The sequence below is a fragment of the Cellvibrio sp. KY-GH-1 genome, assembly GCF_008806975.1.
Lineage (GTDB): Bacteria > Pseudomonadota > Gammaproteobacteria > Pseudomonadales > Cellvibrionaceae > Cellvibrio.
In genome coordinates this window covers 2,186,946-2,213,764 of sequence record NZ_CP031728.1, presented here as the reverse complement: position 1 = coordinate 2,213,764, position 26,819 = coordinate 2,186,946, and the positions used below count along the sequence as shown (strand labels likewise).

Sequence of the window (26,819 nt, the reverse complement as noted above, 5' to 3'; positions counted from 1 at the left end):
AAAAATACTTGTACGATAAAAAAATATCGTGCAATCAAAAACACAATACCAGCGGTTATTACAACTTTTAAAAAGAGGCAAACTCTTTGCCTTGTCATTTTTAAAATCCGCGAGGGTAGAATGAAAAAACGTTTAGTGCCGAAAATAGTATCGGTGTTGGGATGGTGTTCTGCGTTAACTGTGGCCGCATTTTCCGCCGTTGTACTGGCCGAAACCAAGGTTTCTAAAATGCCGGTCGGTGCGCAGGTGAAAGCGCCTATTGAAATTAATATTGTCGACAAAAAGGCGACTGCTGAAACCCGCTCTCTGTTTGCGTTTATGCTACAGCAGCGTAAACACGCAATAATGTTTGGCCATCAGCATGAAACAACACAAGGGTTGACTATTACCACCACTGATGGCTCTCAGTCAGATACTTTTAACGCGGTGGGTGATTTCGCCGCTGTCTACGGTTGGGACACGCTCAGTATTGTTTCCCCAAAACAAGAAGGGGATGTGGTTGCGCAAATAAAAATGGCTTATGCACGCGGCGGTATTATTACCGTTAGCTCGCATTTTGATAACCCCAAAACCGATAAACAAAAAGGCCAGGGGATGACCGGGACTGCCTGGGATCAAACGCCCGCCGTCGTAGAATCCCTGCCGGGCGGCGCGTTTAATGAAGTGTACAAAGGCTATCTGAATCAGTTGGCGGATTGGGCTAACACCTTGAAAGATGATCAGGGCAAATTGATTCCTGTTGTCTTTCGTATACTGCACGAAAATACCGGTGCTTGGTTTTGGTGGGGCGATAAACAATCTACGCCCGAACAGTACAAACGGCTTTATCAATACACCGTAGAATATCTGCGCGATAAACGAGGCGTGCACAACTTTCTTTACGCTTATTCCCCCAATAATTTTTGGAATGTCACTGAAGCAAATTATCTTGAGCGCTACCCGGGAAATGCCTGGGTAGATGTGTTGGGATTTGATACCTATGGCCCCGCAGAAAACAATGCTGACTGGTTTAAAAATGTGGTGGCTAATGCGGCCTTGGTGGTGCGTATGGCGGAGGCGCGTGGAAAAATTCCGGTGATTTCTGAAATTGGAATTCGTGCGCCCGATATTGAAGCGGGCAAATACGACAACCAGTGGTATCAAAAGCTTATCGCTGGTTTAAAGGCAGACAAGGACGCGCGCCGTATTGCGTTCCTGTTAACCTGGCGCAACGCGCCGCAAGGTGTGTCTGGGCCCGATGGAACACCAGTGCCACACTACTGGGTGCCTACTAAACGCGAAGAAAATATCAAAAATGGAACCCTGGAAGATTTTCGGATCTTTTATAAGGACGAGGCTACTGCATTTAATCGCGATATATCCGGTGTTTATGGCTTGGCCACTGAGGTTAAGTAAAGGTTTTCAGTAATAAAAACGGCTCTCGCACAAGGGCCGTTTCCTTATGCAGGCTACTAAAACGGTGGGTGCAGGAATGGCAGGTAAAAATGCGTTAAGTTCCTGCGTTCAACACGCCGAACCGCTAGTATCGCGCGGCTCTCACAAGGCTCGATATATAAGCATCACATAACAACAATATTTTTAAAAAACTCTCCAATACACAACGCAAGGGGCTCCTTATGACCTATTCCAAAAAACTCAGCATTATCGCCATGAGCTGCGCTCTGGCTGGTTTGCCGCTAAGTGCACTTGCACAACCTCCACAACCGCAGGTTGTACCCAGTCAACAAGAGCTGGCAAGCAAACCCTGGATGAACACCAAACTCAGCGCCCAGGAGCGTACACAACTGGTGTTAAAAGAAATGACCATGGATGAAAAGCTGGGTTTATTGATGGGTTATTTTGGAACAGATGCGCCCTGGAAAAATTTTACTCGTCCGGTTGAGTCTTATCCACAGTCCGCCGGGTTTGTTTACGGTGTTCCGCGTCTGGGAATTCCACATATTTGGCAAGCGGATGCCGGTGTTGGTGTCGCTTCGCAATCAGGTCCTAATGTACGTGAACGCACCTCATTGCCATCGGGCATGGCGACGGCAGCTACCTGGAATCCACAAGTGGGGTTTGACGGCGGTGCCATGATAGGTTCCGAAGCGCGCACGTCAGGCTTTAATGTATTGCTGGCTGGTGGTGTGAATCTGGTGCGCGAGCCACGCAACGGGCGCAATTTTGAATACGGTGGTGAAGACCCTTATCTCGCAGGCGTGATGGTCGGTCATCAAATTAAAGGTGTGCAATCCAACCACATTGTATCCACCTTAAAACATTTTGCTTACAACGATCAGGAAACCGGGCGTTTTAATGTGAACGTAAATATCGATGAAGCTGCCGGACGCATGTCTGATTTGCTTGCGTTGCAATTCGCCTACGAGATTGGCAACCCGGGATCGGTCATGTGTTCGTACAATCGTGTCTACGGTGTTTATGCTTGTGAAAGCGATTACTTATTGAATCAGGTGTTGAAACAGGATTGGGGCTTCAAAGGTTGGGTTATGTCCGACTGGGGCGCAACTCACTCGACTGTGCCCGCGGCAAATAACGGGCTCGATCAACAATCTGGTTTTCCCTTCGATGTCTCTGCCTATTTTAAAGAGCCGCTAAAAGAAGCGGTGGTGAATGGTTGGGTATCACCAGAGCGTTTTGATGATATGGCCGGGCGCGTTCTTTTTGCCTTGTTTGATAAAGGTATTATCGACAACCCGGTACCCAAAGGCAGTAACAATATCGATTTCAAAAAGCATGCACTCATCACTCAAAAAGATGCAGAAGAAGCTATCGTTTTATTAAAAAATGACAAGCTGTTGCCCGTTGCAAAAGACGTGAAAAAAATTGCCATTATTGGTTCCCATGCAAATGTTGGCGTGCTTTCCGGTGGTGGTTCCTCACAGGTTTATCCGCTCGGTGGTATGGCGGTTTCTGGTCTTGGCCCGAAAGTATTCCCCGGCCCTATGGTTTACCATCCTTCGTCACCCATGAAAGCATTGGAAGCGCGCCTGCCCAACACGCGTATTACCTTTGATGAGGGTACTAATGTAGAAGCTGCTGCAAAGTTGGCCGCAGAAAGTGATTTGGTATTGGTGTTTGCTAATCAGTGGACCGCAGAGTCAGTGGATGCGGCTAGTTTGTCATTGCCAGATAATCAGGATGCCTTAATTTCCGCGGTAGCCAAGGTTAACAAAAAAACGGCGGTGGTTTTGCAAACGGGCGGTGCGGTATTAATGCCTTGGTTAACTGATGTCGGCGCCGTGGTAGAAGCCTGGTATCCAGGTACTAGTGGTGGAGAAGCTATCGCACGCGTACTGACCGGCGAAGTGAATCCCTCGGGGCATTTGCCAATTACCTTTCCAGCTGCAGAGACGCAACTGCCGCGTGTAAAAGTAGATGGATATCCGGAAGTCAAAGATCAACGTTTTGACGTGACGTACTCCGAAGGGGCGACCGTAGGTTACAAATGGTTTGATGCAAACAAGCAGGAGCCTTTATTTCCGTTCGGTTTTGGTTTGTCGTACACCAATTTTGAATTTAACGATTTGAAAGCTGTTGTGAAAAACAACCAGCTCAATATCAGTTTTAGTGTAAAAAATACCGGGGTTGTTGCGGGTAAAGAAGTGGCGCAAGTTTATATTGCCCCACTGAGCACCAAATGGGAGGCACCGAAACGTTTGGGGGCATTCCAGAAAGTAGACTTAAAACCCGGTGAGTCTACCCAGGTGTCGGTGAGCGTTGATCCGCGTTTATTGGGAATGTATCAGGGTAAAACCAAAACCTGGAAAATTGCCAAAGGCCAGTATGAGGTGATCCTTGCCACGTCAGCGACTGAGCCACAAGCGCGGGTGAAGGTAAAACTTCCGGCGCAAGTGGTGGACGTTAATGGGAAGTAAGCCAATGGCTTGCTTCTCTCCGCAAATAAGGCGACATTATGTCGCCTTATTTTTTTTCGGTTTTATATTCTCTTTTAAACGGTGGATTTTATTGTGATGGACCGGTATCTACGTGTGTTGTCATTGTTGTTAATTAGTGGATTAGTTAGTTGCGGTGGTGGAGGTGGCGGTAAAAGCGCAGGCGGGCAACCCCCTTCATCGTTAACGCCGGCAAATTCCTCGTCTACCGCCAGTGCTATTTCCTCAACACCATCGTCACTATCGTCAGTTACATCGAGTCCCGAATCTCTTTCCTCTATCCCCAATTCCAGCGTTGCGGCCGGAGTTTTATCAAGCGCATCGTCAAGTGTGTTGTCTTCGAGTTCCGTGTCTGATATTTCATCGTCGAATAGTTCGGCGTTGGCCGCACGCGAAGTAATTGTTCAGGCTGAGGATTACAACCGCTATTTTGACTCAACGCCGGCCAATGAAGGTGGAAGTTATCGCACTGATGCGGTTGATATTGAACCGGTCAGCGATGTTGGTGGGGGCTATAACGTCGGTTGGGGAACGCCGGGTGAATGGTTGGAGTATGAGGTTGATTTGTTGCCTGGCACCTACACCATTAGCACGCGTGTTGCCTCTGCAATCACAGGTAGCTACAGTCTTAGTATGGATGGAGTTACGCTGGTTTCTAATGTGGGGATTACCACTGCTGGATGGCATAGTTGGGCTACGCAGCGTCCAGCGACAGTGATTATTTCCACGGCAGGGGTGCACACTTTTCGCTTTGCGATTGCGTCCGGCGGCGTAAATATTAACTGGATTAAATTTACGCCGAACACTGGTTCCAGTTCATCCGCTTCTTCTATCTCGAACACCGTAACGCTTCCGTACTCAAAAATTAATCCACATTTACTCTTTGGTTTTGAGCGTACGGGGTTATGGACGGCGAGTAATACCAGCGTGCAATTATCCAGTAATCGTACACAAGGCGACTATGCACTCAGTTTAACTAATATCACTACGACGAAAATTACTTCAGCGGCAATTAATTCATTTAAAAATTGGGGGGCACAGATGGGAATGGATATCTATCTGGAAAATGCTGCTGTCGGCACATTGGCAATTGAAGCCAGTGTACCATCCAGAAATATCCATAATCTGCGCTTATCAACAATTGATCTCGCAGATATTCCGCTAAAAAAATTCACCGGTATCACGGCGGCCATACCGCAAGCCTTACAAGATCTTGAAGGGGAATACACTGATCTGGCATTTAGCCTGGTAATTTCCAGTGCATCCGTTATTAGCAATCTAACGCTTGATAATATACGTTTTGTGCCAGCTATTAGTCCGGTCCAGGATAAGGTAGAAATCGAAGTTAAAGGCAATACCGATATTCTCTATGTCATTGTGAATGATGTGGTGCGGGAGGTATGGCGCAGCGGGCAATTGCGCAGAAGTAAGTTGTCGCCGCCTGTCAACGGAAAGCTGGATATCAGTGCATTGTTTTGGAAAGGTGCGAATAGTGTAAAAGTGATTGGCATTAACGGTAAAAATAGAAACCCAATTGATGTTCAGTTATGGGTGAATGGTCAATCTATTTTTTCTAAATATTGTGCGGAATACGATTATGAACCTCAATGCTTGGCCGACAATCCCGAGGGAATACGCCATCGTTATTATTTAACGGTTAATACCCCCAATTTACCCGAGCCGCAGAAACTGGAAGTCGCGCCAACGGTAGACGCCCAATGGGGCGCAAATCTTTATATTAATGATATGTATATCCCTGGTTCGATGCCGGCGACGGTTTTCTTGCCGGTGGGGAGCTATAAAGTAGGTCTGGGAAAATACCGCGATGAGCATCTGAATTATCAAGGTAATTTTTTCGAACAAGACGTAGATTTGCGCAATGGCAATGCGTTGGTAAATTTTGCAGGGTTACAGCCTCTGGGTGTGCAAAATACGGTGAAAATTGCGATTTTACCCATTAAATACGCGCTCTATTCAAACACCAATTTAACTGGCGTCTTACAGCAGAGTGAATTGGCCGGCTACTTAAAACAGTTGGAGATGACTTACAACATCTGGACCAAACCCTTTTCCTATGGTTTGCAGCAATGGGATATGAGTGTATTACCGATGGTGGAAAATGTTACGTTGCGTACTAATAGCAACCAGGATTTTAGTCCTGAGGCGTTTCTCTCCGATGCTGGTTTGCAGCAACTTCGCGCGCAATATCAAATTATTATTTTTGCATTTTCGGTGTATAACCAAAACGGTGCTCGCATCGATGGTGCTGGTGGTGCGGGAGCTTGGGCTGGCAACGGGTTTATTTCAATGAATAATGCTACGCAGTGGCCGAATACTCCCAATGCACCACATCCGGTATTTACGCATGAAATTTTGCATGTGTACGAGCAATATCAGCGCGATATTTACGGTTTTTACAATGGATTGGAGGGGTTGCACGGTGCGGAGGAGCAGGGCTATTTAGAAACAAGTCCAATCGGTGAATTGTATTGGCTCGGTTGGTATAAGGACTTTATGCGAAATACTGTTGGCGAAAACCATACTGCAAGGTTAGGCATTCAACCGGGTGTTATTCCCGCTGAGCAGGATCTATTTATTGGCACCTTTGAAACTACCCGGTATGGTTTGGGCTTTCTGCATTAGTAACCTGGATGTTTGCGGAAATCTATGAACATACCCGCTTGCTTTATAAAGGAAGGTTGTAGTGTTGGATGTTTGTAATTTTTACCGATTGTTATTAATTTTTCATTAGGCTATTCGCAATTTTTGCGGGCGATTAATCTTTACCTGTTGAATTTATTGGGAATTTAATTAGTTGGCATGCATTACGCATTACGAAATGTGATGTTTGATGTTGTGCAATTCTTTATTGAAAAGAAATAAATCGGTAAGGAGTCTATTATGACAACGCTAAAGCAAGTATTGATTATTTTATGTCTGGCATTTCCATTGGCGGCCTGTGATTCCAATGATGGGAAAGCAGAACAATTGGGCAAAAAACTTGATGAAGCCGGTAATGAGGTGCGCGATAAAATTGATGACGCGGCTGATGAAATCAAGGATAAAGTCGAAGATGTTTGCGAAGAGGCTACCGACAAAAACTGCTAATTAGAATGATTTCAACAACAGCCGGTATTGGGCGCTCCCAATATCGGCTAACCATTGCCAGTGATAGCCGTGTAGCTGGTGGTGGTATGTGATTTTTACTGATCTATTGCCGCTGACGCCGGCGGGATAAACAGCTATATTGAGTGCACATTGATCAAGTTATCAAGGACACAAATATGGGTGCAGATCTGTCCGGCAATAGCAGTCGATTTGTTATTTTTTCCGTTTTTTTCACCGCTCGCGCCTACTATCCCGTTTTAGCTATTTTATTTATTGATTTGGGGCTGACGCTTGATCAATTTGTCATGCTCAATTTCATTTGGGCCCTCACAATCTTCCTGTTTGAAGTTCCCTCGGGCGCATTGGCTGATACGCTTGGGCGGCGCAAATTGCTTGTTGCAGCAGCAGCGTTAATGTTGCTTGAAATGCTCTGCCTGTTATTGGCTTCCTGGACGAGCGGGGCACTGTTGTTAGGGCTCTGTGTTATCAATCGAATTTGTTCCGGGTTATCGGAAGCTTGTGCCAGCGGTGCCGATGAGGCGCTTGCCTATGATTCGCTACCAGAACAAAATCGCGCGGCGGCCTGGGATGAATTACTCGCAAAAGCCATGCGTTGGCGCTCGGTGGGTTTTGTCGTTGCCATGATTCTGGGCGGGTTGTTATATGACCCACGTATTGTCAATTTCGTTTTGCCATCCTTCGCGCAAATTACTACTGAATTCGCGCACCGGCTGCCCGTCATTTTGGTATTGCTGCAAGCACTGGTCTGCTTATGGTTCACGTTAAAAATGATTGAACCGACCCATGCTATCGCCGGCGCCAGACTGGAAAATACGCTCAACCATATTCTCAGCTCGGCGCGCTGGGTGTTAACCACACCCAAAACCCTGGTGATTATTTTGATTGGCGTTGCGGTGGATTCTATCGTGCGTAACTTTGCCACCATCAACAGCAGCTATTATCGATTAATTGAAGTGCCTGAATGGACCTACGGCTTTCTTGGTGCTCTGTTTGGGGTAATGGGGTTCGTTATTCCCTCAATTGCAAAATATCTCAATGAAAACTTCAGCCTATTTACCAATTTGGTCTTTATTGTTGTGTGTACCTTGTTGGGGTTAGTAGCTCTTGTGCCGGCCTGGCCAGTGTTCGGATTGATTCCAGCCATATTTGTGTTTAGCGTGATCTTTTTCCTGGGTTTTACGGTGAGCCGTGTGTTGCACGAGGAAGCGGAATCATTTCGTCGTGCGACTGTATTATCGGTTAAAGGGCTTATTTTTAATTTGGGTTACGGCATTTTTAGCTTGGCGTTCTCTGTGTTACTTACGCAGTTTCCCGAGTCGGCTGAAGGCAATGCGTTGCGTAGTGCACTCTTATGGCAGGTACCATTTTTTGCGTTAATTGCCATGGCGTTATTAACCTGGGCAAAATTCAAACTAACTAAAAACGTGAGCTAATGGGAGAGCTCTGCAATGAATGTAGGAATTTATATTTATGACGATGCTGAAGTGTTGGATTTCTCCGGGCCGTTTGAAGTATTTTCTACCGCTGCGAGGGTTAACGGCACACCGGATCTATTTAGTGTCTACCTCATCGGCGAAACAGGGCGTAGTGTTACGGCTCGTGCGGGCTTTAAAGTGATTCCGGATTATTCAATTCACAAACATCCGGCGTTGGATTTGCTGGTAGTTGTTGGCGGCGTACATTCCGGTGAAATGGAAAAAAATACTGTAATGGTTTGGCTAAAACAACAATGTGACCGGGTACCCCTTGTTGCTACCGTTTGTACTGGCATTTTTTTGCTTGCCAACGCCACTGATTTAGGTAACGTTGAAGTGACAACGCATTGGGAAGATATCCCCGAATTGCGCCAGCAATTCCCGGCACTCGTGGTACAGGAAAAAATTCGCTGGGTCGATGCAGGAAGTCTGGTCACTTCCGGAGGTATTTCCGCAGGAATTGATATGAGTTTGTATTTGGTAAGTCGCTTACACAGTCGCGATTTGGCGGAAAAAACGGCGCGACAGATGGAATATGATTGGAATCAGCGGTGAGCTGCTAGTGAGTAGTGTTGCTTGGCAGTGACACGACGTTGCCCGCGCCGGAAAATAACTCCAGCTGCAAAAAATTATTGTCCACTCGCAAATCAATAAATCGTACTCCCACACCTAATAGTCGCACGGGCATATTTTTTCGTTCGTACGCATCGCTGCATAGGCTTTGCAATTCACTCAATGCAACAGCACTGGCACTACGTTCAATAGTGGTGATGCTGAAATCGGAAAATTTTATTTTCACAAACAGTTTTACCACCTGGTAGTCATCGTCCACACGGCGCAAGCGAATGGCTAATTGTTGGCTGAGCGCGGGGATCTCATTCAGACAATGTGCTAACCCCGGTAAATCATTGGCAAAGGTATTTTCCACGCTCAATGATTTGCGACGGCGATCCACCGTCACGGGTCGATCATCAACACCTCGACTCAAATGATAGAGACGGGTGCCCATTTGACCAAAGCGCTGGGTTAATTCAAACACTGAAAATTTGTGCAAATCCCCACAGGTGAAAATACTGGATTCTGCGAGTTTGGCAGCCATGGCCTTACCGACGCCGTAGATTTTTTTAACCGGTAGATTGGCCACAAACGCTGCAACTTTTGCCGGCGGAATTACAAATTGCCCATTGGGTTTATTCCAGTCGCTGGCAATTTTCGCGAGGAATTTATTGGGCGCAATGCCGGCAGAAACGGTAATTCCAATTTCTTTCTGGATGCGTGCGCGAATTTCCTGTGCAATCAAGGTGGCACTGCCGTTATGAAACTCTGAATCACTCACATCCAAAAAGGCTTCATCCAATGATAAGGGTTCGATCAAGTCAGTGTATTCGTAAAAGATACTGCGCATTTGCAGTGAGGCTTCGCGGTAAGCGTCCATGCGGTGTGGCAATACCAGCAGGTCTGGACACAAGCGCTTGGCATGGCTGGTGGGCATAGCCGAATGTACGCCAAAGCGCCGCGCGACATAATTGCAGGTGGATATAACCCCTCGTCGTTCACTGCGCCCGCCGACAGCAATCGGTAAATTGACCAACGACGGATCATCACGCATTTCAATTGCGGCAAAAAAGCAGTCGGCATCAAGGTGGATAATTTTGCGCATGCGAGCAGCTCAATCAGCATGGTGATACTGTATTTAAACACAGTATCCCTTAAAAGGCAGCGATTGAATGTTGATTTGAGAGCTGGCGGGTGATGTTGCTGCCAATGACTGACAGCAAAGTGGAAATTCCCCCGATTTTGCCTTTACTCCAGAGACTGCAGATGTGGTGTGAGACGAGTAAAAATAGGTTAAATTGTATGACTATATGATCTCTGCGCGACTATCCTTGCCCGGCCTGATTTAACTATAAATACAAACTCTGGAGAAAATCCTATGCGTTTTATCAAACCGCTCGCCGCCGCTATCGGCCTGTGCGCCTCCACCCTGGTATTCGCCAATACCCAAATGAGCGTGGATACCACCAAGCCAGGTCCGGTCATTAATAAGAATATCTATGGCCAATTTACCGAACATCTTGGGCGTGGAATATACGAAGGGCTTTGGGTGGGTGAGGGCTCCAAAATCCCTAATACACGCGGCTGGCGCAATGATGTAGTCGGTGCCTTGAAAGAAATTCATGTCCCCTTGGTGCGTTGGCCCGGCGGTTGTTTTGCCGATGAATACCATTGGCGTGAAGGTATCGGGCCGCGCGATAAGCGCCCTGTGCGGGTAAATACCAACTGGGGCGGTGTGCTTGAGGATAACGCGGTAGGTACTCACGAGTTTTTTGATCTGGTGGAAATGTTGGGCGCAGACGCCTACGTCAACGGCAACCTGGGTACTGGTACTGCGCAAGAAATGGCGGATTGGATGGAGTACATGACCTCCGAAAGCAAGTCGACGCTCGCGGAGTTGCGTCGTAAGAACGGCCGCGATAAACCCTTCCGTGTCCATTATTTTGCAATCGGCAATGAAGCCTGGGGCTGCGGTGGCAACATGACCCCGGAGTTTTATACGCACCTCTATAAGCAATATGCCAGCTTTCTCAAAACGCCCAAACACAACACGCCGATATTGATTGCGAGCGGTGGTCACACTGACGACACCAGTTGGGCCGATCATCTTACCGCCAATGTGAAACCGAATTGGGCATTGCGTATGGATGCACTGACCTTTCACTATTACACCTTGCCGACCGGTGATTGGAAAGTAAAAGGTGCCGCGCTTGGTTTTCCTGAGGCGGAATGGATGTCCACCCTGGTGAATACCCTGAAAATGGATCAATTCATCATTAACAACAAAAAGGTAATGGATAAAAACGATCCCGAGAAAAAGGTTGGTTTCTATGTGGATGAATGGGGTACATGGTATGACGTTACCGGTGACGATGATCCTGGTTTCCTCTATCAACAAAACAGTTTACGCGATGCGATTGTGGCGGCATTGAATTTCAATATTTTCCATAAGCATGCGGACCGCGTGCACATGAGCATCATCGCGCAGATGGTGAACGTGTTGCAGGCGATGATTTTAACGGATAAGGAAAAAATGATTCTGACTCCAACTTATCATGTGTTCAAAATGTACGTTCCGTTTCAGGATGCGACCAGCCTGCCATTGGAGTTAAAAGATGTGCCCAAGTACACCTTGGGTAAAACGTCTGTTCCAGCGGTGAGTGCAACGGCAGCGCGCGCAAAAGATGGGAAGATTTATCTGGCGTTGGTTAACGCGAATCCCCACAGCGCGGAAACTGTTGATATCAACCTTGCCGGAGTGAAAATTAATTCCGTGAGTGGGCAGGTATTAACTGCAAAAGCGATGGATGCACATAATACCTTTGCGGCACCAACCGCAATTCAACCTGAAGCCTATTCTGCTAAGGCGACTAACGGAAAATTGTCATTGGCGCTGCCGGCTAAATCAATTGTAGTAGTGGCAGTTGAATAGCGAAAAATCCAAATAGAGTTGCAGTAAACAAAAAGGGCGCGAGTTGCGCCCTTTTTGTTTGGGTGAAATTATTGCCAGCTTATTGGCTTAACTTTTCCAATTCCTGATAGGTGTTTTTTAACCACACACGCACACGTGAGCGCTCTATAATATTCATTACATCGTTGTTATTGGCAGCAGCCCAAAAGCTGGTGTTGCTGAAATCAATGCGCGCCGCTAATTGCGGTTGCAGCTTTCCGATTTTAATAAAAATTGCATCGCGATCTTTGGCTTTCTGAAAGGTTGCGGACTTTTCGAAATAATCGAAACATTCGCCGCGCCCAAAATTATTTACTACCACAATTTTCAGAAAGTCTTCCGGGTAGCGATTTAATAAATTATTAAGCAAATGTACCGAGTCAGCGCCGTCATCCATCACATGCCACCAATAAACCTGACAGCCTATTTCCTGTAGTAGCGTGAGTGCATCGCTTTCTTCAATCCATTTACCTAGGCGAGTCGAAGTTTGCGCTGCCAAATCAACGATCAAATCACTCTCCGGGTTTTCTTGGGCCAGAATAATTAATTGATCCAGACTGTCGTAGTTGTCAATAATCAGTGGCGAAGCAAACTCGCTGTAAAAACGCGAAAAAGTGCCGTGTGATTGGTCGGAATCCAACCCGATAAACGGCGTACCCGCATCAATTAAATGTTGTGCTAATAAACGTGCGGTCATGGATTTGCCGACGCCGCCTTTTTCTCCGCCAATAAAGTGGATATTGCTCATTGCTGTTTCCTTGTTGGAAGTTGTAGATTTTTTTGCGAAGGGACTTTATCACATGCGATGTGACATTTTTTAATGCGCCCCAAAAGAGGGCTTGTTCTTGCGGAATGGAGCGGAATGGGGCGGAAAAGGGCGCGAAGAATCAGGGCGCGATAAATCGCGCCCCTACAAATCGATAATTTTTTCCATCCCGGAGGGGCGCAATTTATTGCGCCCTTTTTTTTGTATTTATCGATTTACTTAAAATAAATCCTCAATTGATAAATAGCGTTCGCCGGTGTCGTAGCTGAACACAATCACTCTGCTGCCGGGTGCAAATTCCGCTTGTTTTTGCGCGACGGCGGCAAGGGTGGCTCCGGAGGAAATGCCGATAAAAATTCCTTCTTTGAGCGCGCATTGGCGAGCCATTTCAAAAGCGCTTTCTTCGCTGACCAGAATGGTGCCGTCCAGTGTTTCTTTTGCCAGTACTTGCGGGATAAAACCGGCACCTATGCCTTGAATGCGGTGCAAGCCTTTTTGCCCGCCGCTGATGACGGGAGATTTTTCCGGTTCAACGGCCAGGGTTTTCAGTTGCGGGAATTTTTCTTTCAACACTTCACTGCAACCAGTGATATGACCCCCGGTACCCACGCCGGTAATCAGGTAGTCAAGACCTTCCGGGAAATCCGCAAGTATTTCTTGTGCAGTGGTGGTGCGATGTACTTCCACGTTGGCCGGGTTATTAAATTGTTGCGGCATCCAGCTGTTGGCGTTTTCTGCTAATAATTCATTGGCTTTCGCGATACAGCCGCCCATACCTAATTCTTTCGGCGTTAAAACCAGTTCTGCACCTAGAGCTTTCATATATTTGCGACGCTCTATCGACATGGATTCGGGCATGGTTAGAATCAAACGATAACCTTTTACCGCGCACACCAGCGCCAGGCCGATGCCGGTATTGCCTGAAGTTGGCTCAATAATCACAGTGTCTTTATTGATCAGCCCCTTGGCTTCTGCATCTTCAATCATTGCCAGAGCAATACGATCTTTAATACTTGAGCCCGGATTAAAGCGTTCCACTTTCATCCAAACTTCAATATCGCTGCGGAATAAGTGGTTGATGCGCACGTGCGGGGTATTACCTATGGTTTGCAAAATGTTATTGGCTTTCATGATTTTCCCTGATGAGTTGGGCTTGCAGAGCAAGCGATGAACAGAAAATAGTGGGCATACCGCGACAGTGTAGCGAATACGAGGCATAAAAAAAGCCGCTATCGCTAGCGGCTTTTTGATGTCGTGGAAATTGATATGGAAAAATCAGCTGTGTCTGCGGCGAATAAAAATCAAAGCTACTAAACCGCACAGCAGCAGTAATAAGCTGGATGGCTCCGGCACCCTAACGACAGGTGGGGTTGGGCCGGGTGGTGGAGTAAGGTCTACGGGGGGAACAAAAAAGCCATCCCATAAGTTGGCTTGCGCACCCCAGCCACCGGTCCAGGATTTAGCAATCACCTGTCCGCTTAAATCGCCTTGCAGGAAGGTGAAGTTGGCATTGGGAGCAAGGATGTTGCCTTTAAATCCACCACTAAAAGTAATGTTCTCTGCTTCGAAAAAGTTGTAAAGGATGTTGCTGGACGACAAGTTCAATGCGGCAGAGTTTTCGCGGGCACCGTAATTCAGTGAATCGAAATTAATATTTTTGCCGCTTACATTGATGATCAAGGTGTCATTTTTATCCAGGCCGGTCGCCGTCAGGTCGGTGGCATTAGCCAGCATTTGGCCGGTGATATTGGCGAAGTACAAATCATTGGTCGCCGTACCATTCAGCTGCAGCCAGTTGTTGTATTTAAAATCCAGTCCGCCAGTGTTGCTATTGCTGGCCAGGTTTTGTGATAAATCGCTGAAATAGTTAAAGGCGCTGTTGAAATCGATAGGGTTGCCTTTGATGGTGGTGCCTAACACCGAGTTTTTACTGGAGCCGGATGTTAACTCGCCACCCAGTACCAGGTTGCCTTTGATGTTTCCCCATGCCCATTGAGTGGTCGTCAGATTGCCGCCCACCACCAGTACGTCGGAATACTTGCCCGGCTCTTTCCAGAATTGAATGCCATCGCGCCAGGTACCGGGCTCGTAGTTCACGCCTACATCGTACTGGCCAATATTGGCGTTGCCGCCAATAGCAATCTTGCCCTGGGAGTCGGCACCCGGTTGGCTGAAGTTTTCTTTGATAAAGAGGTTGTAGCCGGTAGCGGCACCCAAATCGATACTAATAGCACTGGCATTGGCAGCGATCACCAGAGCGAAAAGGGCAGAAACTTGCTTGAGCATATGTGCGAACCAGTTCACAAAATTGATGTGATGCAAGTTTAGGTTGAATTCTGCGCAAGCTCAAGGCAAACCACTATAAAAATTTTTCTGGTTAATTTTTTTGGTTATAAACTCTGGTGATTCGAGCTGCTTATACCAAACGTTGGGTATAAGCCTGCTAGTCGAGGCGTTTTTTGAAGCGCATTGCTGCTGCGAATACGCCGAGAATCGTAAAACCGATTAACCAGAGCAGGTCTGGCCAGAGGTCATCGAGAGTGGCGCCGCGCAACACGATTGCCCGCACCATGCGAATAAAGTGAGTAGCCGGAAGTGTTTCCGCAATCCACTGCGCCGCTTCCGGCATTCCCTCGTAGGGAAACATAAAGCCGGACAGGAGGATTGATGGGATAAGTAGAAAGACAGTCAATTGCATCGCCTGCAATTGGGTTTTGGCGATAGTGGAGATCAACAGCCCGAGTGTCAGGCTGGCGCTGATAAAGGCGAATACACCCAGCACCAATTGGTCGATGCGCCCGTTAATAGGCACATCGAAAATCAAATGGCCAAGACCCAGGATAATGGCCATCTGGATCAACCCAACAAAAATGTAGGGTACGATTTTCCCGATCATAATTTCGCTGGAGTGCACAGGCGTGGTGATCAACAACTCCAGGTTGCCACGCTCGCGTTCACGCACCAGTGCGGCAGAGGTAAACATTACCATCGTCATGGTTAATACAATCGCCACCAGTCCCGGCACAATGTTGACTGCCGAGCGGCGCTCCGGGTTAAAAAACAGCGCTATCTCAAAGGTATTTTTGCGCTGCATTGGTTGGGCTTCAAAGCCGCTACTAAACGGCATTTGTTGTAGTGCAAGCAGGGCGTTGCTAACCATGGTGTCCGAGCCGTCGATCAGCCAATGCGCGATGGACCGGTTGTCTTGCAGGCGCTGGCCAAAGTCGTCGGGGATTATCAATACGGCATGGACATGACCGCGGCGAATGGCGTCTTCCGCCTGTTGTGGGGTTTGGTAGGTCTCGCTGAAACGGACTACCTGAGTGGCTTGTAAATCCGCTGTTAGCTGACGGGCGACTTGGGTGTGGCTTAGGTCTACCAAGCCAACGGGTAGATCGCGCACATTGGTGTTGATGGCAAAACCAAATAATAAAAGCTGAATCAGCGGCACCATTACGATCATGCCGAACGTCGGACGATCCCGAGTGAGCTGGCGCAACTCTTTAAAGACTATGGCTCCGATTCTCTGCAAGCTACGACTTATGCCACTCGTGGATGATGTTATGGCGTGGTTCATTGACGTGCTCCCCCATTTTCACCGCCGGTGCAATGGACGAACACATCCTCGAGGCTGGGCCGAACCTGATTAATTTGCCGTCCGTTAACCAGCGCCGGGTAATTGCCGCGCAGCCAGGTTTCCGGTGCACTTATTTCTTCCTTTATGAGCACGCGCAGATGGGTGCCTTGTTGGGCGGTGGATAACACTTCAGGTAACGCGCCCAACTGCTGCTTAAGCAAGCGCAAGTTGTCGCCATCGACTTCCACCACACTGGCGCCCAGGTCGCGCATCAGTTGAGCGGGTGCGCCATCGGCGCGTTTGATGCCCGCTTCCATAATCGCCAATCCATGGCAGCGCTCGGCTTCATCCATGTAGTGGGTAGAAACAAGAATCGTGGTGCCCGCTTCACACAGGTCAAACAGTTTTTCCCAAAAATCGCGTCGGTTCTCGGGATCTACCGCAGAGGTGGGCTCGTCGAGGATCAATAGCTCCGGCTGATGCAAGGTTGCGGCGGCCAGGGCGAGGCGCTGGCGCTGCCCACCGCTCAAAGCGCCAGCAAGACGCTGGCGGCGCTCATCCAGTTGATATCGACTCAACTGCTGGTCGATCAGTTGTTTACTCTGGTGTTTACCGAGGTTGTAGATCTGCGCCATAAAACGCAGATTTTCAATTACGGTCAGGTCTTCATACAGCGAGAACTTCTGGGTCATGTAGCCGAGCCGACGACGCAATTGTTCGGCCTGCTCGGGAATGTGCATACCCAGTACGCGAATCGAACCCTCGCTGGGTGTGAGCAAGCCGGTAATCAAGCGCATGCTGGTAGATTTGCCGCAGCCGTTAGGGCCGAGAAAGCCGTAAATACTTTTATGCGGAATGCGCAAATCCAGTTTATCCACCGCCACAAACTCGCCAAAGCGGCGGGTCATGCCGGTGGTTTCAATGGCCCATTCGCTGCGCGCCGAACCTGTACCAGAATTATTCATGGGGTAGGTCAACCTGTACCGGCAAGCCACTGGGTAAGTTTGAATCTGAGTCGGGCAGTTTCACTTCAGCCAAATACATCAGGCGCGCCCGGTCGGTGGAGTTCAGGGCAAAGTAGGGCGTAAAGGCTGGGTCTTGAGAGATCCAGCGCACCTTGCCAGTTTGTGGCTCTGCCAATCCATCGATATGGATCTGCAGTGAATCACCGGTTTTGATTTTTAAGCGATGGGTTTCAGGCACATAGATACGGGCATAGGGCGCGCCCGCATCCAGCAGGGTAGCTACCGCCTCCCCGACTTGAGTGCGCTCGCCCAAATGCTTGGGTAAATGATCGAGCCGCGCTGCACGCGTAGCGCGCACGCTCAGGTCGGACAAATTGTGTTGTTCCAATTCCAGTGCGGCTTTGGCGAGTGCGACCTGTGCTTCGGCCTGCTGCAAATCCTCCTCGCGGGTGCCGTTGGTTAGTAGCAATAAATTCTCGCGCGCTTTTTCCTGATTGGCTTGTGCTGAGTCGCGTTTTGCGCGGGCGGTGTCCAGTTCAGCAGCGCCGGCGAGTTTGCGCGTCACCAGCGTTTGGGTGCGATCGAAGGTTTTTTGAGCTTCGAGTAATTGTGCTTCGGCGCCTTTGACCTGCGAGCGTGCGGCAGCAATATCTTCGTTGCGATTGCCATTTTGTAACTTGGTTAGATTGGCTTGGGCGCTCAGTAGATTTGCATCTGCCTTGGCGACTAACGCGCGTTGTCGGCGATCGTCCAGCTGCAATAACAAGTCACCTTCAGCAACTTGTGTCCCCTCGTTAATCGGTAGCTGGGTAATAATTTCGGCGGCGGTGGCCTTCAGGATAATCCGGTCGCGCTCGAGTGTTCCCAGTGCTTGGTGTGGCTGTGAATCGCTACACGCCAGTAGGCTGAGGTTGCACACCATGAGTAAATATAATGCTGAATTTTTCATCACTTATCCCTGAATTCGGAAGCCGTAGAGCAACGGGGAGATATATGTCAGAATCGCCGCCAGATTCTATTGCTCTTCTCCACAAATTGTATTGTTGTTTATCAAAATATTAAGGAAATCTACCATGTTAGAAACCACTCTTTCATCGCTTGATGGTCTGCCCGCATTTCTTGCCTATTTCGCCGTAGCCATAGTGTTGGTGCTGTTGTTTATCCGCATTTACACCTGGGTGACTCCGCACGATGAGTTGGCATTAATTCGCGCGAATAATCCTGCTGCGGCACTGGCGTTTGGTGGGGCACTGATAGGTTTTGCTTTGCCTTTGTCAAGTTCTATCACTCATTCATTGTCGGTGCTTGATTGTGCAATCTGGGGCGCAGTGGCATTGATTGTACAGGTGCTGACCTTTTTAGTGTTGCGCTTTAGCCTTAAACAGTTGGAGGCGCGCATTAAACAGGGCGAAATCGCCAGCGGAATTTTTTCTGCGGCGGTAGCCATTGCAGTGGGTATGATCAACGCGGCTTGTATGAGCTATTAATTTATTTACAGGATGTCAATTATGAAACGTAGTAAAAAAGCTGCATTGGTATTAATGGTTCCTACGGCAACGATCCTTTTGGCGGGTTGTGGAGAAGAGCGCGAAAACGCGCTGGTTTATGCTGATCCGAGCGAGTGTGCCTCCAGTGGGTTTAATACCGCTGAACAGTGTCAGGCGGATTACGCCGAAGCAAAAGCCTTGCATCCGTTAACCGCACCCAAATATGAAAGTAAAGCGGATTGTGAAACTGAGTTCGGTGCTGGCAAATGTGAAGCGGCACCTGCGAGTTCCGGCGGTAGCTTTTTTATGCCGATGATGATGGGCTACATGATGGGCCAAATGATGAACCGCAGTGCAGCAGCACCGCAAAATTTCCAACAGCATTCAAGCCAGGGAAATTCTAACTATGCAGGTGGAGCGGCTGGTGTTGGCCGCGCAATTCGCACACAACCACTTTATAAAGGCCGCGATGATTACAATAATTTCCGCACCTCTAACAATGTGAAGCTCGATAAAGGCATTGGGCCTATCCAATTAAAACCCTCACAAGTGCAGCCGCAATTTGGTCAGGTGGTTAAACGTGGCGGCTTTGGTGGACAAGCTGCTTCACGCTCTGGCTACAGCGGTTTCGGCGGTTAATCGATGAAGCGAATCAGTATTGATGAGCGCGCTAATTGGCGCGCTCAAGCGGAAGAACTCGGGTTTAAATTTCACACGTTTGATGGTGAGCCCTATTGGGATGAGACTGCTTATTACCAATTTTCTCTCCAGCAAATAGAGCAAGATCTCGAAGCTCCCACCGAAGAGCTGCACCAAATGGTCATGGATATGGTGGGCGATATTACGCGCAGCGAAGAAATGCTCACGCTGTTGGCGATTCCACGTGACTATTGGAGTTTTGTGTGGAATTCCTGGAATAAAACCCAGCCGCATTTATATGGCCGCATGGATTTTGTTTACGACGGTAAAAGCCCCGCCAAGTTAATGGAGTTAAATTACGACACTCCAACATCGCTCTACGAAACCGGATTTTTTCAATGGGTGTGGTTGGAAGATCAAATCAAAGCGGGTGTATTGCCCGAGCATGCGGATCAATTTAATTCCCTGCAAGATAAACTCGAACAAGCCTTTGCTGAGCTTGCGTTACCACAGCCGTTTTATTTTTCCAGCGTGCGCGAAAGTATTGAAGATCGCGGTACCGTAGATTACTTAATGGATATTGCTACGCAAGCAGGTGTGGATTCGCGTTACATCGCCATTGAGGATTTGGGCGAGTGGCAAGGGCAATTGGTAGATTTGGATAATCAACCCATTAAAGGCTTATTCAAACTTTACCCCTGGGAATTTATGGTGCAGGAAGAGTTCGGGCGGGTGATGATTAACACCCAAACCCAATTTATCGAGCCTGCGTGGAAAATGTTGTTATCCAATAAGGGCATTTTGCCGCTCTTGTGGCAACGCTACCCTAATCACCCCAATTTATTGCCAGCGTTTTTCGAAACACCAACAAGCGAACCTATGGGGGCAGGTTGGGTACGTAAGCCGTTATTTTCGCGTGAAGGCGCCAATGTGGATTTGATTACCACCAGCGGTGAAAAAGTATCGGCACATGGCCCATACAGTGATGGCCGCTTTGTTCGCCAGGCTCTGCAGCCTTTGCCAAAATTCCGCGATGAATACCGCAATGCCGACACCTACACCATGGTAGGTAGCTGGATTGTCGGTGACAGCGCCGCCGGCATTTGTATTCGCGAAGATGAAACCTTAATCACCAAAGACAGCTCACGTTTTTTGCCGCATATTATTCTGGATTAACTAAAACGTTTATTTCCACGTTAACGAAACTTCTCATTTTGAAGGGGAAGTTTCATTTACGGATTTAACCACCCGGCAAGGATTGCCGAGTGCGACAACGCCGGCGGGAATATCTTTAGTTATCACGCTGCCCGCGCCAATCACAGAACCATTGCCGATGGTTACCCCGGCCAAAATAATTGCCCCTCCGCCAATCCAACAGTCGTCGCCAATGGTGACGGCTGCGCTGAATTCTTTACCGGTGGCGCGCTCGGCCGGGTCAACCGGGTGGGTGGTTGCGTAAATTTGCACGCTGGGGCCAAACATCACCCGGTCACCAATTCTCACCTCAGCGCAATCCAGAATCACGCAGTTGTGGTTCGCGTAGAATTTTTCGCCCAAAAAAATATTACTGCCATAGTCGCAAAAAAAATTTGGCTCTATGTAGGCGCTGGAGACCTGCCCGAATAATTGTTGGTAGATGGGTTTGCGGGCTTTGGTTTGGTCGGCGCGCAAGGCATTTAGCTGTTGGCAGAGGTGTTTGGCCCGCTTGCGGGCGGCTACCAGTTCCGGGTCGAAGGGGTGAATTTCAGTAAACGGATGCATAGAGTTATTTTCCTACCCGGCGTTTTTAAATGGGGTTTGGAGTAGAATAGGCGCTAATACCCCAGCTGCATTATAAAGAGTGCTCCATGAGAACCAATGATATTTTTCGCCAACTGACCCAATCTTTACACTGGGATACGCCAACCATTCAAGCCTTGTTTGCGCCGGCAAATATTGATCTGAGCGAAAAAGAAATCGCCAACTTGTTGAAAACAGATTGCCAACCCGGCTTTTCCGTCATGCCAGATTATATATTGTTGATCCTCCTGAATAACTTAATTGATAGCAAGCGCGGAAAAAAAGACGGTGCCGAGCCTGAGCCCGTTGCCAAGCATCAAAAGCTGCCTAATAACGATGTACTAAAAAAATTGCGCATTGCGTTTAATTTGCACGAGCAGGATGTGCGCGAAGTTTTTGCAGCCGCAACTATTGAATTAACCAAGTCGGATTTGTCGGCATTGTTTCGCAAGCCGGGCAATACCCACTTCAAAGCCTGCGACGATGAGCTGGTGTTGGACTTTATCGAAGGTTTGGGTAAATGGTTGCAGCAAGGCCCGGCTCACGAGGCTTGATCGATGGATGAACAAGCAATAAAAATTGCGGTAGTACGCTGGCTTAACGAGGTGGTGATCGGCTTAAACCTGTGCCCCTTTGCTGGTAAACCCACCGGTGAAAATCGAGTTCGCTTTTTTATTTCCCATGCGAATGATGATGAAGTGCTCTTGCAAGATTTGCAGCGCGAAATGGAGTTGCTGGATGAAAAACCGGCAAGCGCAATAGAAACTACCTTGGTAGTGGTTCCCCGACACTTGCACGATTTTTTCGATTACAACCAGTTTTTAAACTGGGCGGAAAAAATGATAAAACGCAATGGTTGGACAGGTGTTTATCAGCTGGCGACATTTCATCCTGATTACTGCTTTGCCGGCGCTGATCCGGAGGATGCCGAGAATCTGACTAATCGCTCTCCTTACCCAATACTTCATATTATTCGCGAAGCCAGTTTGGAAAAAGCGCTGCACTATTATGAAGGGGTAGAGGATGTACCCGAGAATAATAAGCGGCGGGTAGAGGCGTTAACTCTGGAAGAAAAGCATCGTTTGTTTCCCTATTTGTTTGGTTGAATGTTTTTTGCCTGCTTGCGGGTGTTTCTTTGGTAAGCAATTTTGTTCGAATGCAACCTGAATAAAAAAGCCAGCATCTCTCGATGCTGGCTTTTTTCGTGACGCTTTTAGTTGCGCCGATTAGTGATTAGTAATTAATTTGGAAATTAATAAACACTTCGCGCCCCACGTAATCATAACCGCTGTACAAAGGTGAATTGCCAACGCGGTTGAAATAACCGGCGGAAATTTCCGGTGGCGTTTCATTGGTCAGGTTGCGTACTCCGAAGGTGGTTTTCCAGGTGTCGGTTTGATAGCGAGCGGAGATGCGATGCTCCAGGTAACTGGGAACAGTGTAATCCGAAATACTATCTACAGGATCTTCATCTGCTTGCTTGTATCCATCCATGCTGCCGATCCATTCTACGCCGTAAAGGAAGCGCCATTCCTCCCAAGTGTAACTGAGTGACGCTGAACCACCGAATTCCGGTTTTTCCAAGCCGCCATTAAAATCCTGCAGTGGATCATCGGAAAATAATTTTTCAGATTGTTCGTAATAACGGGTAAAGCTCAGGTACACGCCGAAATTTCCTGGACCTATGTCTTGTGAGAAATCCGTATTGATATCCAGCCCACGTACGACTTCTGTGGCCACGTTGGTGTAGGCATCATTTACCGTCAGTTGTTTAGTGACAGGATCGCGTGAAACTAAACGGCAAACACCGGTTTCGTTAGCAAAATCGTCGGCAGAGTTATAGCATTTTTCGAGAATATTTACTTCCCCGACCTGATTGACACCGTTTTCAATTTCAATATCAAAATAATCAACAGCAATGCTGATTGATGTGGAATCGCTGATGTCAGGATCCAGAATAAAACCATACGTTATGTTGTCAGAGGTTTCAGCGAATAATCCGGCTTCGGCGCCGCCAAGGTTAAATACTTCAATGCCACTGGTTGCATCAAAGTTGGGTTGGTCTGGCAATTCTATTGCACAGTTCGCCGCGATATTTGGCGGTGTATCCTCCGCGCCGTAGTCGTTGCAGGGATCGAGGGCGGCGGCACGGAAACCGCTTGTTGGCCCTTGAAATTGTTCAAAGAGCGCGGGTGCGCGGAAGGAGGTGCCACGGCTCGCGCGTAGCGAGAACCAATCGGTAGGCGAATAAATTAAACCTATCTTGTAAGTATCGTCTGAACCGTAGGAATCATAATCTGTATAACGCAGAGATCCGTTCAGAGTTAAATCTTCTGCAAACGCGACACCTGATAAAATAGGAATCTGGAATTCTGTATAAACCTCGGTGACTTTGTCTTCACCCACAGTCGGTGAGGCGCTACTCAAATTGTAGAGGTTGCCATTAACACTATTTTCATCGGGTTGGTCATTAATTTCCATTTTGCGATGTTCAAGGCCCAATACGCCTTGTACTTTGCCCGCCGGTAATTCGAATAGGGGGCCATCGATAATAGCGCTATAAATATTTTCCTCGTATTCGGTGTTACCGATAGTATTCTGGAAAATGTAATCCTTGAAATCCTGCGGTAAATCGCCGCCGACAACTGCGGTGGTTAACCGTGGGAAAGGAATACATTTTTCATTGGGATCGGTCAGGTTTATTTCGCAGGTTAAACCACCGCGCACCAGACTTGCGTCTACAGTGCCAGTAGCAACGACAGCATCACTGGCATAGGTTAATTTATCGATCAGAAATGAGTTGCGCTCATAATCTGCATCGGATTTGGCGTGGCTAATGTAAACATCGTAGTGCCAATCTGGCAGGAAAGTTAAATCGCCTTTAATACCAACCGTCGGTTTGTAAAAGTCGACACTTTGTTCACTGTGATCATTACCAAAACCAACAAACGCACGCACACCAACACGTTCACCATCACTAACGCCCTGGTCTGCTCCGAAGTTGCCGTGCGCCAACTCAGCAGGAATAAGCGGGCTTCCACGGCGATAATCCATGGTGAGTTGGCGATAGCCCGTTTGTTCTGATTCACGGCGCGAGGCGAGAAGTTCACCATATACCTCCGCATTACCGAGAGCTTGTAAATCGTATTTGCCTTGTACAAAACCGGTATAAATTTTTGCGGGAGAAATTAAATCTTCGTTGAGCATGCGTGGTTCAAAGGTATCGCGAATGTTGATGCTCATGGGTACCAGAACACCATCGATTCTCTCAGATCCGCCCACTCCCTCATAGCCAATTACACCAGATAGCACGGCCGGATTTGGTCGAAAACGCGTAAATGAGCTATTCGCAGGATTAGGCGCATTGGGGGCACCAATAACCGGGCCGTTTAACCCCAAGGTTTCCCAGTTACTTGCGGTTATTCCCTGAGTGCCAATCGTATTGACCGTTACACCGTTTGAACCTGTGGTAGAGATTGGGTAACACTTTGATTTACCGGTTCTTGGGTCAATATCATCATAAGACTCACCCGTTTCCGGATCGCGGAACTTATCCTGATTACAGCGCGTCCACTCGCGATCACCTAATGCCAGTGCTTTGCGCTCGTATACATCAAACGAACCAGATAGAGAAAAACGTTCTTCATCCATGCCGCCGGAAATGGATAGGCGTGTTTGCTCACCTTCACCTTCAGTGGGATGGTTGAAATCGCCCTCGATGGAAAGCCCCTCAACCGTTTCGCGGGTGATCACATTGATTACACCGCTCACGGCGTCTGAACCGTAGATGGAGGAAGCGCCATCGCGCAGGATTTCAACACGTTCAATCATCGCCGTAGGTAGTACGTTCAAGTCAGCGGTGCCTACTGAGCCTTGTGTACCTGAGGGCGCGACACGGCGACCGTTGATTAATACCAGGGTTCTGCTCTCACCTAAACCGCGCAAGGAAATGGTATTGGCTCCCGGCCCGCCGTTAGTGACGTAACCCCCGAAGGCGTTGTTAATTTGTGAAGCGCCGCCGGTAATCGCGTTGGATTGCAGCAAATCTGCCGTGGAATTAAGTCCCGCCGCCGCCGCGTCTTCGCGGGTGATCAACAGCGTAGGCGAGATAGTTTTCAAGTTGGTTTGGCGAATACGTGAACCTACCACCACCATTTCTTCAATTTCTTCTTTCGCTTTAGCCTTCTCCGTGGTTTGTGCGAGCGTTTGTGGGCTCGCCCAAAGCAAGCTGCAAACACCGGCGGCGGTAAGTAGTTTGGTTAACGGAGAAGAGGCAAGCGAGGTAACTGTTTGAACTGTGTGTGTGTGAATTGCGAGGTATAAAGTATTTTGCTTGATCATCATAACTCCTTCGCTCATTGATGTTGGTCCGCGGGTCGCTAGACCTTATAAGTTGATTTCCACAGCATTTTAACCAGCCCAATTGGTGCAAATGCTGTTTGACAGTTTAGAGACAAGCAAAAATTCTGCCGAGAAAAATACGTCACTTTTGAGATTTTATGCACGTTAACGAAGCAAAAAAGGTAAAAGTGATTTTTAGTGGAATATTTAGGTGCCAGGGATGCGAAAGCAACCCTGGTGGGGGTGGGTAAAAGGGCGGGTTACAGTGGTTGGCTAAAGCGATCGATAAGTTGCATGACTTTTTGTGCGTCGGCAATGCTGCAAGGGTTGTCCCGTTCTGCGCGAAAATAAGCATTCACCTGCTCAATCATTGGCTGCTGGATATGTTGCGGGTTGGGAATGACGATTTCTTCGTCGCCACTGCGGGTGCTGATGCGAATCACTTGTTGGCCGAAAAAATTAATGGTTAATTTTCCAGCAGTTCCGATAATTTCGCACTGGTCGCGGGTTTGCTCCGGGGCCACGGCAAAATGCCAGCGCCCCTGCAATAACACCCCGGATTCCAGTTTGGCCCAACCGTGCACTGCATCATCGGCGCGATTAAATTGCCGTTGATTGGTGCCAAAGCCGCTGGCATTTATCACCTGCCCAAACCAATACAACATAAGATCGAGCTGATGGGGCGATAGATCGTGAAATAATCCACCGCCTGATAATTCCGGATTCACTCGCCAGTTGTCTTCTGTAGTTGTAATAATTTTGGAAACGGCGGGTTGCAGCATCTCCAATTGCACCATTAATGGATCACCGATAACGCCACTGCGAATCAAATCGTGCATTTTTATAAAGCAGGGTACATAGCGGCGATAGTGCGCTGCCACTACCTTGCGGCCAGTCGTTTTTTCTGCGGCAATAATTGCATCGCATTCAGCCGCATTTAAAGTGACGGGCTTTTCGATATACACATCCTTGCCGGCCTGCATGGCAGCAATGGCGTAATCTTTATGTTGTGCGGGAGGAGTAGCAATATAAACAGCATTAATGTCCGGATTGGCCAAGAGTGCTTCGGCATTGTCGTACCAAAGGGGAACTTGATGGCGCTGGGCATAATCGCGCGCTTTGTCACCGTTGCGGCGCATTACCGCGTGTAACTCTGAACCCGGCGCCTTGTAAAACCCCGGTCCGCTTTTTACTTCGCAAACATCGCCAACACCAATAATGCCCCAGCGGATTTGTTTCATTCGTTATTCACCTATTACAAGC

22 protein-coding genes are annotated in these 26,819 nt (G+C 48.2%); 12 read left to right on the top strand and 10 right to left on the bottom strand.

Annotation, left to right across the window (positions count from 1 at the left end; translation table 11 throughout):
• Nucleotides 1-120: 120 nt before the first annotated feature.
• From D0C16_RS09575 to D0C16_RS09550, 6 genes are all read left to right on the top strand, one after another.
• A complete protein-coding gene (locus tag D0C16_RS09575; RefSeq protein ID WP_151032124.1) occupies nucleotides 121-1,395 on the top strand; it encodes a glycosyl hydrolase in 1,275 nt (424 codons plus the stop codon).
• A 221-nt stretch (nucleotides 1,396-1,616) separates the two neighbouring features.
• Entirely contained in the window at nucleotides 1,617-3,875 is a 2,259-nt protein-coding gene (locus D0C16_RS09570) for a glycoside hydrolase family 3 C-terminal domain-containing protein (protein ID WP_151032122.1), read from the top strand.
• 96 nt (nucleotides 3,876-3,971) lie between these two features.
• A complete protein-coding gene (locus D0C16_RS09565) occupies nucleotides 3,972-6,536 on the top strand; it encodes a carbohydrate-binding protein (protein WP_225319032.1) in 2,565 nt (854 codons plus the stop codon).
• A gap of 258 nt (nucleotides 6,537-6,794) precedes the next feature.
• Entirely contained in the window at nucleotides 6,795-7,001 is a 207-nt protein-coding gene (locus D0C16_RS09560; RefSeq protein WP_151032119.1) for a YtxH domain-containing protein, read from the top strand.
• 176 nt (nucleotides 7,002-7,177) lie between these two features.
• The gene (locus D0C16_RS09555; RefSeq protein WP_151032117.1) at nucleotides 7,178-8,455 is read left to right on the top strand and encodes an MFS transporter; all 1,278 of its coding nucleotides are present in this window, start codon (nucleotides 7,178-7,180) and stop codon (nucleotides 8,453-8,455) included.
• Nucleotides 8,456-8,470: 15 nt separating this feature from the next.
• The gene (locus D0C16_RS09550; RefSeq protein ID WP_151032116.1) at nucleotides 8,471-9,052 is read left to right on the top strand and encodes a DJ-1/PfpI family protein; all 582 of its coding nucleotides are present in this window, start codon (nucleotides 8,471-8,473) and stop codon (nucleotides 9,050-9,052) included.
• A gap of 4 nt (nucleotides 9,053-9,056) precedes the next feature.
• Here D0C16_RS09550 and dinB read toward each other — a convergent pair whose 3' ends face one another.
• Nucleotides 9,057-10,157, bottom strand: a complete 1,101-nt coding sequence (dinB, locus tag D0C16_RS09545; protein ID WP_151032114.1) for a DNA polymerase IV — start codon at nucleotides 10,155-10,157, stop codon at nucleotides 9,057-9,059.
• A gap of 273 nt (nucleotides 10,158-10,430) precedes the next feature.
• Between dinB and D0C16_RS09540 the strand changes: the two genes are divergently transcribed.
• The gene (locus tag D0C16_RS09540; protein WP_151032113.1) at nucleotides 10,431-11,984 is read left to right on the top strand and encodes an alpha-N-arabinofuranosidase; all 1,554 of its coding nucleotides are present in this window, start codon (nucleotides 10,431-10,433) and stop codon (nucleotides 11,982-11,984) included.
• Nucleotides 11,985-12,063: 79 nt separating this feature from the next.
• On the opposite strand, the gene D0C16_RS09535 is transcribed toward D0C16_RS09540, so the two are convergent.
• From D0C16_RS09535 to D0C16_RS09510, 6 genes are all read right to left on the bottom strand, one after another.
• Complete coding sequence (locus D0C16_RS09535; protein WP_151032111.1) at nucleotides 12,064-12,750, bottom strand: mobilization protein; 687 nt, start codon at nucleotides 12,748-12,750, stop codon at nucleotides 12,064-12,066.
• A 237-nt stretch (nucleotides 12,751-12,987) separates the two neighbouring features.
• Nucleotides 12,988-13,899, bottom strand: coding sequence for a cysteine synthase A (cysK, locus tag D0C16_RS09530; RefSeq protein ID WP_151032109.1), 912 nt, complete (start codon nucleotides 13,897-13,899; stop codon nucleotides 12,988-12,990).
• Between the two features lie 144 nt (nucleotides 13,900-14,043).
• Nucleotides 14,044-15,054, bottom strand: coding sequence for a choice-of-anchor A family protein (locus D0C16_RS09525; RefSeq protein ID WP_151032107.1), 1,011 nt, complete (start codon nucleotides 15,052-15,054; stop codon nucleotides 14,044-14,046).
• A gap of 157 nt (nucleotides 15,055-15,211) precedes the next feature.
• Nucleotides 15,212-16,345: an ABC transporter permease gene (locus tag D0C16_RS09520; RefSeq protein ID WP_151032105.1), complete on the bottom strand. Its 1,134-nt coding sequence runs from the start codon at nucleotides 16,343-16,345 to the stop codon at nucleotides 15,212-15,214.
• On the bottom strand, nucleotides 16,342-17,310 hold the full coding sequence (locus tag D0C16_RS09515; protein ID WP_151032104.1) for an ABC transporter ATP-binding protein: 969 nt from the start codon (nucleotides 17,308-17,310) through the stop codon (nucleotides 16,342-16,344). The genes D0C16_RS09520 and D0C16_RS09515 overlap by 4 nt, the downstream gene beginning before the upstream one ends.
• The gene (locus D0C16_RS09510; protein ID WP_151032102.1) at nucleotides 17,303-18,259 is read right to left on the bottom strand and encodes an HlyD family secretion protein; all 957 of its coding nucleotides are present in this window, start codon (nucleotides 18,257-18,259) and stop codon (nucleotides 17,303-17,305) included. The genes D0C16_RS09515 and D0C16_RS09510 overlap by 8 nt, the downstream gene beginning before the upstream one ends.
• A gap of 124 nt (nucleotides 18,260-18,383) precedes the next feature.
• Here D0C16_RS09510 and D0C16_RS09505 point away from each other — a divergent pair, with 124 nt between their 5' ends.
• The 3 genes from D0C16_RS09505 to D0C16_RS09495 are packed head-to-tail and all read left to right on the top strand — an operon-like array spanning nucleotide 18,384 to nucleotide 20,612.
• Nucleotides 18,384-18,797, top strand: a complete 414-nt coding sequence (locus D0C16_RS09505) for a DUF350 domain-containing protein (protein ID WP_151032101.1) — start codon at nucleotides 18,384-18,386, stop codon at nucleotides 18,795-18,797.
• Nucleotides 18,798-18,818: 21 nt separating this feature from the next.
• A complete protein-coding gene (locus D0C16_RS09500) occupies nucleotides 18,819-19,436 on the top strand; it encodes a DUF1190 domain-containing protein (RefSeq protein WP_151032099.1) in 618 nt (205 codons plus the stop codon).
• A 3-nt stretch (nucleotides 19,437-19,439) separates the two neighbouring features.
• Nucleotides 19,440-20,612 carry a glutathionylspermidine synthase family protein gene (locus D0C16_RS09495; protein WP_151032097.1) on the top strand — a complete coding sequence of 391 codons (1,173 nt, stop codon included), beginning with the start codon at nucleotides 19,440-19,442 and terminating at the stop codon, nucleotides 20,610-20,612.
• A 33-nt stretch (nucleotides 20,613-20,645) separates the two neighbouring features.
• Here D0C16_RS09495 and D0C16_RS09490 read toward each other — a convergent pair whose 3' ends face one another.
• Complete coding sequence (locus tag D0C16_RS09490; RefSeq protein WP_151032095.1) at nucleotides 20,646-21,197, bottom strand: sugar O-acetyltransferase; 552 nt, start codon at nucleotides 21,195-21,197, stop codon at nucleotides 20,646-20,648.
• A gap of 86 nt (nucleotides 21,198-21,283) precedes the next feature.
• Here D0C16_RS09490 and D0C16_RS09485 point away from each other — a divergent pair, with 86 nt between their 5' ends.
• Together D0C16_RS09485 and D0C16_RS09480 are read left to right on the top strand one after the other, a co-directional pair.
• Nucleotides 21,284-21,769, top strand: coding sequence for a DUF1456 family protein (locus D0C16_RS09485; RefSeq protein ID WP_151032094.1), 486 nt, complete (start codon nucleotides 21,284-21,286; stop codon nucleotides 21,767-21,769).
• Between the two features lie 3 nt (nucleotides 21,770-21,772).
• On the top strand, nucleotides 21,773-22,321 hold the full coding sequence (locus D0C16_RS09480) for a DUF1415 domain-containing protein (RefSeq protein WP_151032093.1): 549 nt from the start codon (nucleotides 21,773-21,775) through the stop codon (nucleotides 22,319-22,321).
• Between the two features lie 127 nt (nucleotides 22,322-22,448).
• Here D0C16_RS09480 and D0C16_RS09475 read toward each other — a convergent pair whose 3' ends face one another.
• Both D0C16_RS09475 and D0C16_RS09470 read right to left on the bottom strand, forming a co-directional pair.
• Nucleotides 22,449-25,574, bottom strand: a complete 3,126-nt coding sequence (locus D0C16_RS09475) for a TonB-dependent receptor domain-containing protein (RefSeq protein WP_225318970.1) — start codon at nucleotides 25,572-25,574, stop codon at nucleotides 22,449-22,451.
• Nucleotides 25,575-25,816: 242 nt separating this feature from the next.
• Entirely contained in the window at nucleotides 25,817-26,797 is a 981-nt protein-coding gene (locus D0C16_RS09470) for a Gfo/Idh/MocA family protein (protein WP_151032091.1), read from the bottom strand.
• Nucleotides 26,798-26,819: the final 22 nt, after the last annotated feature.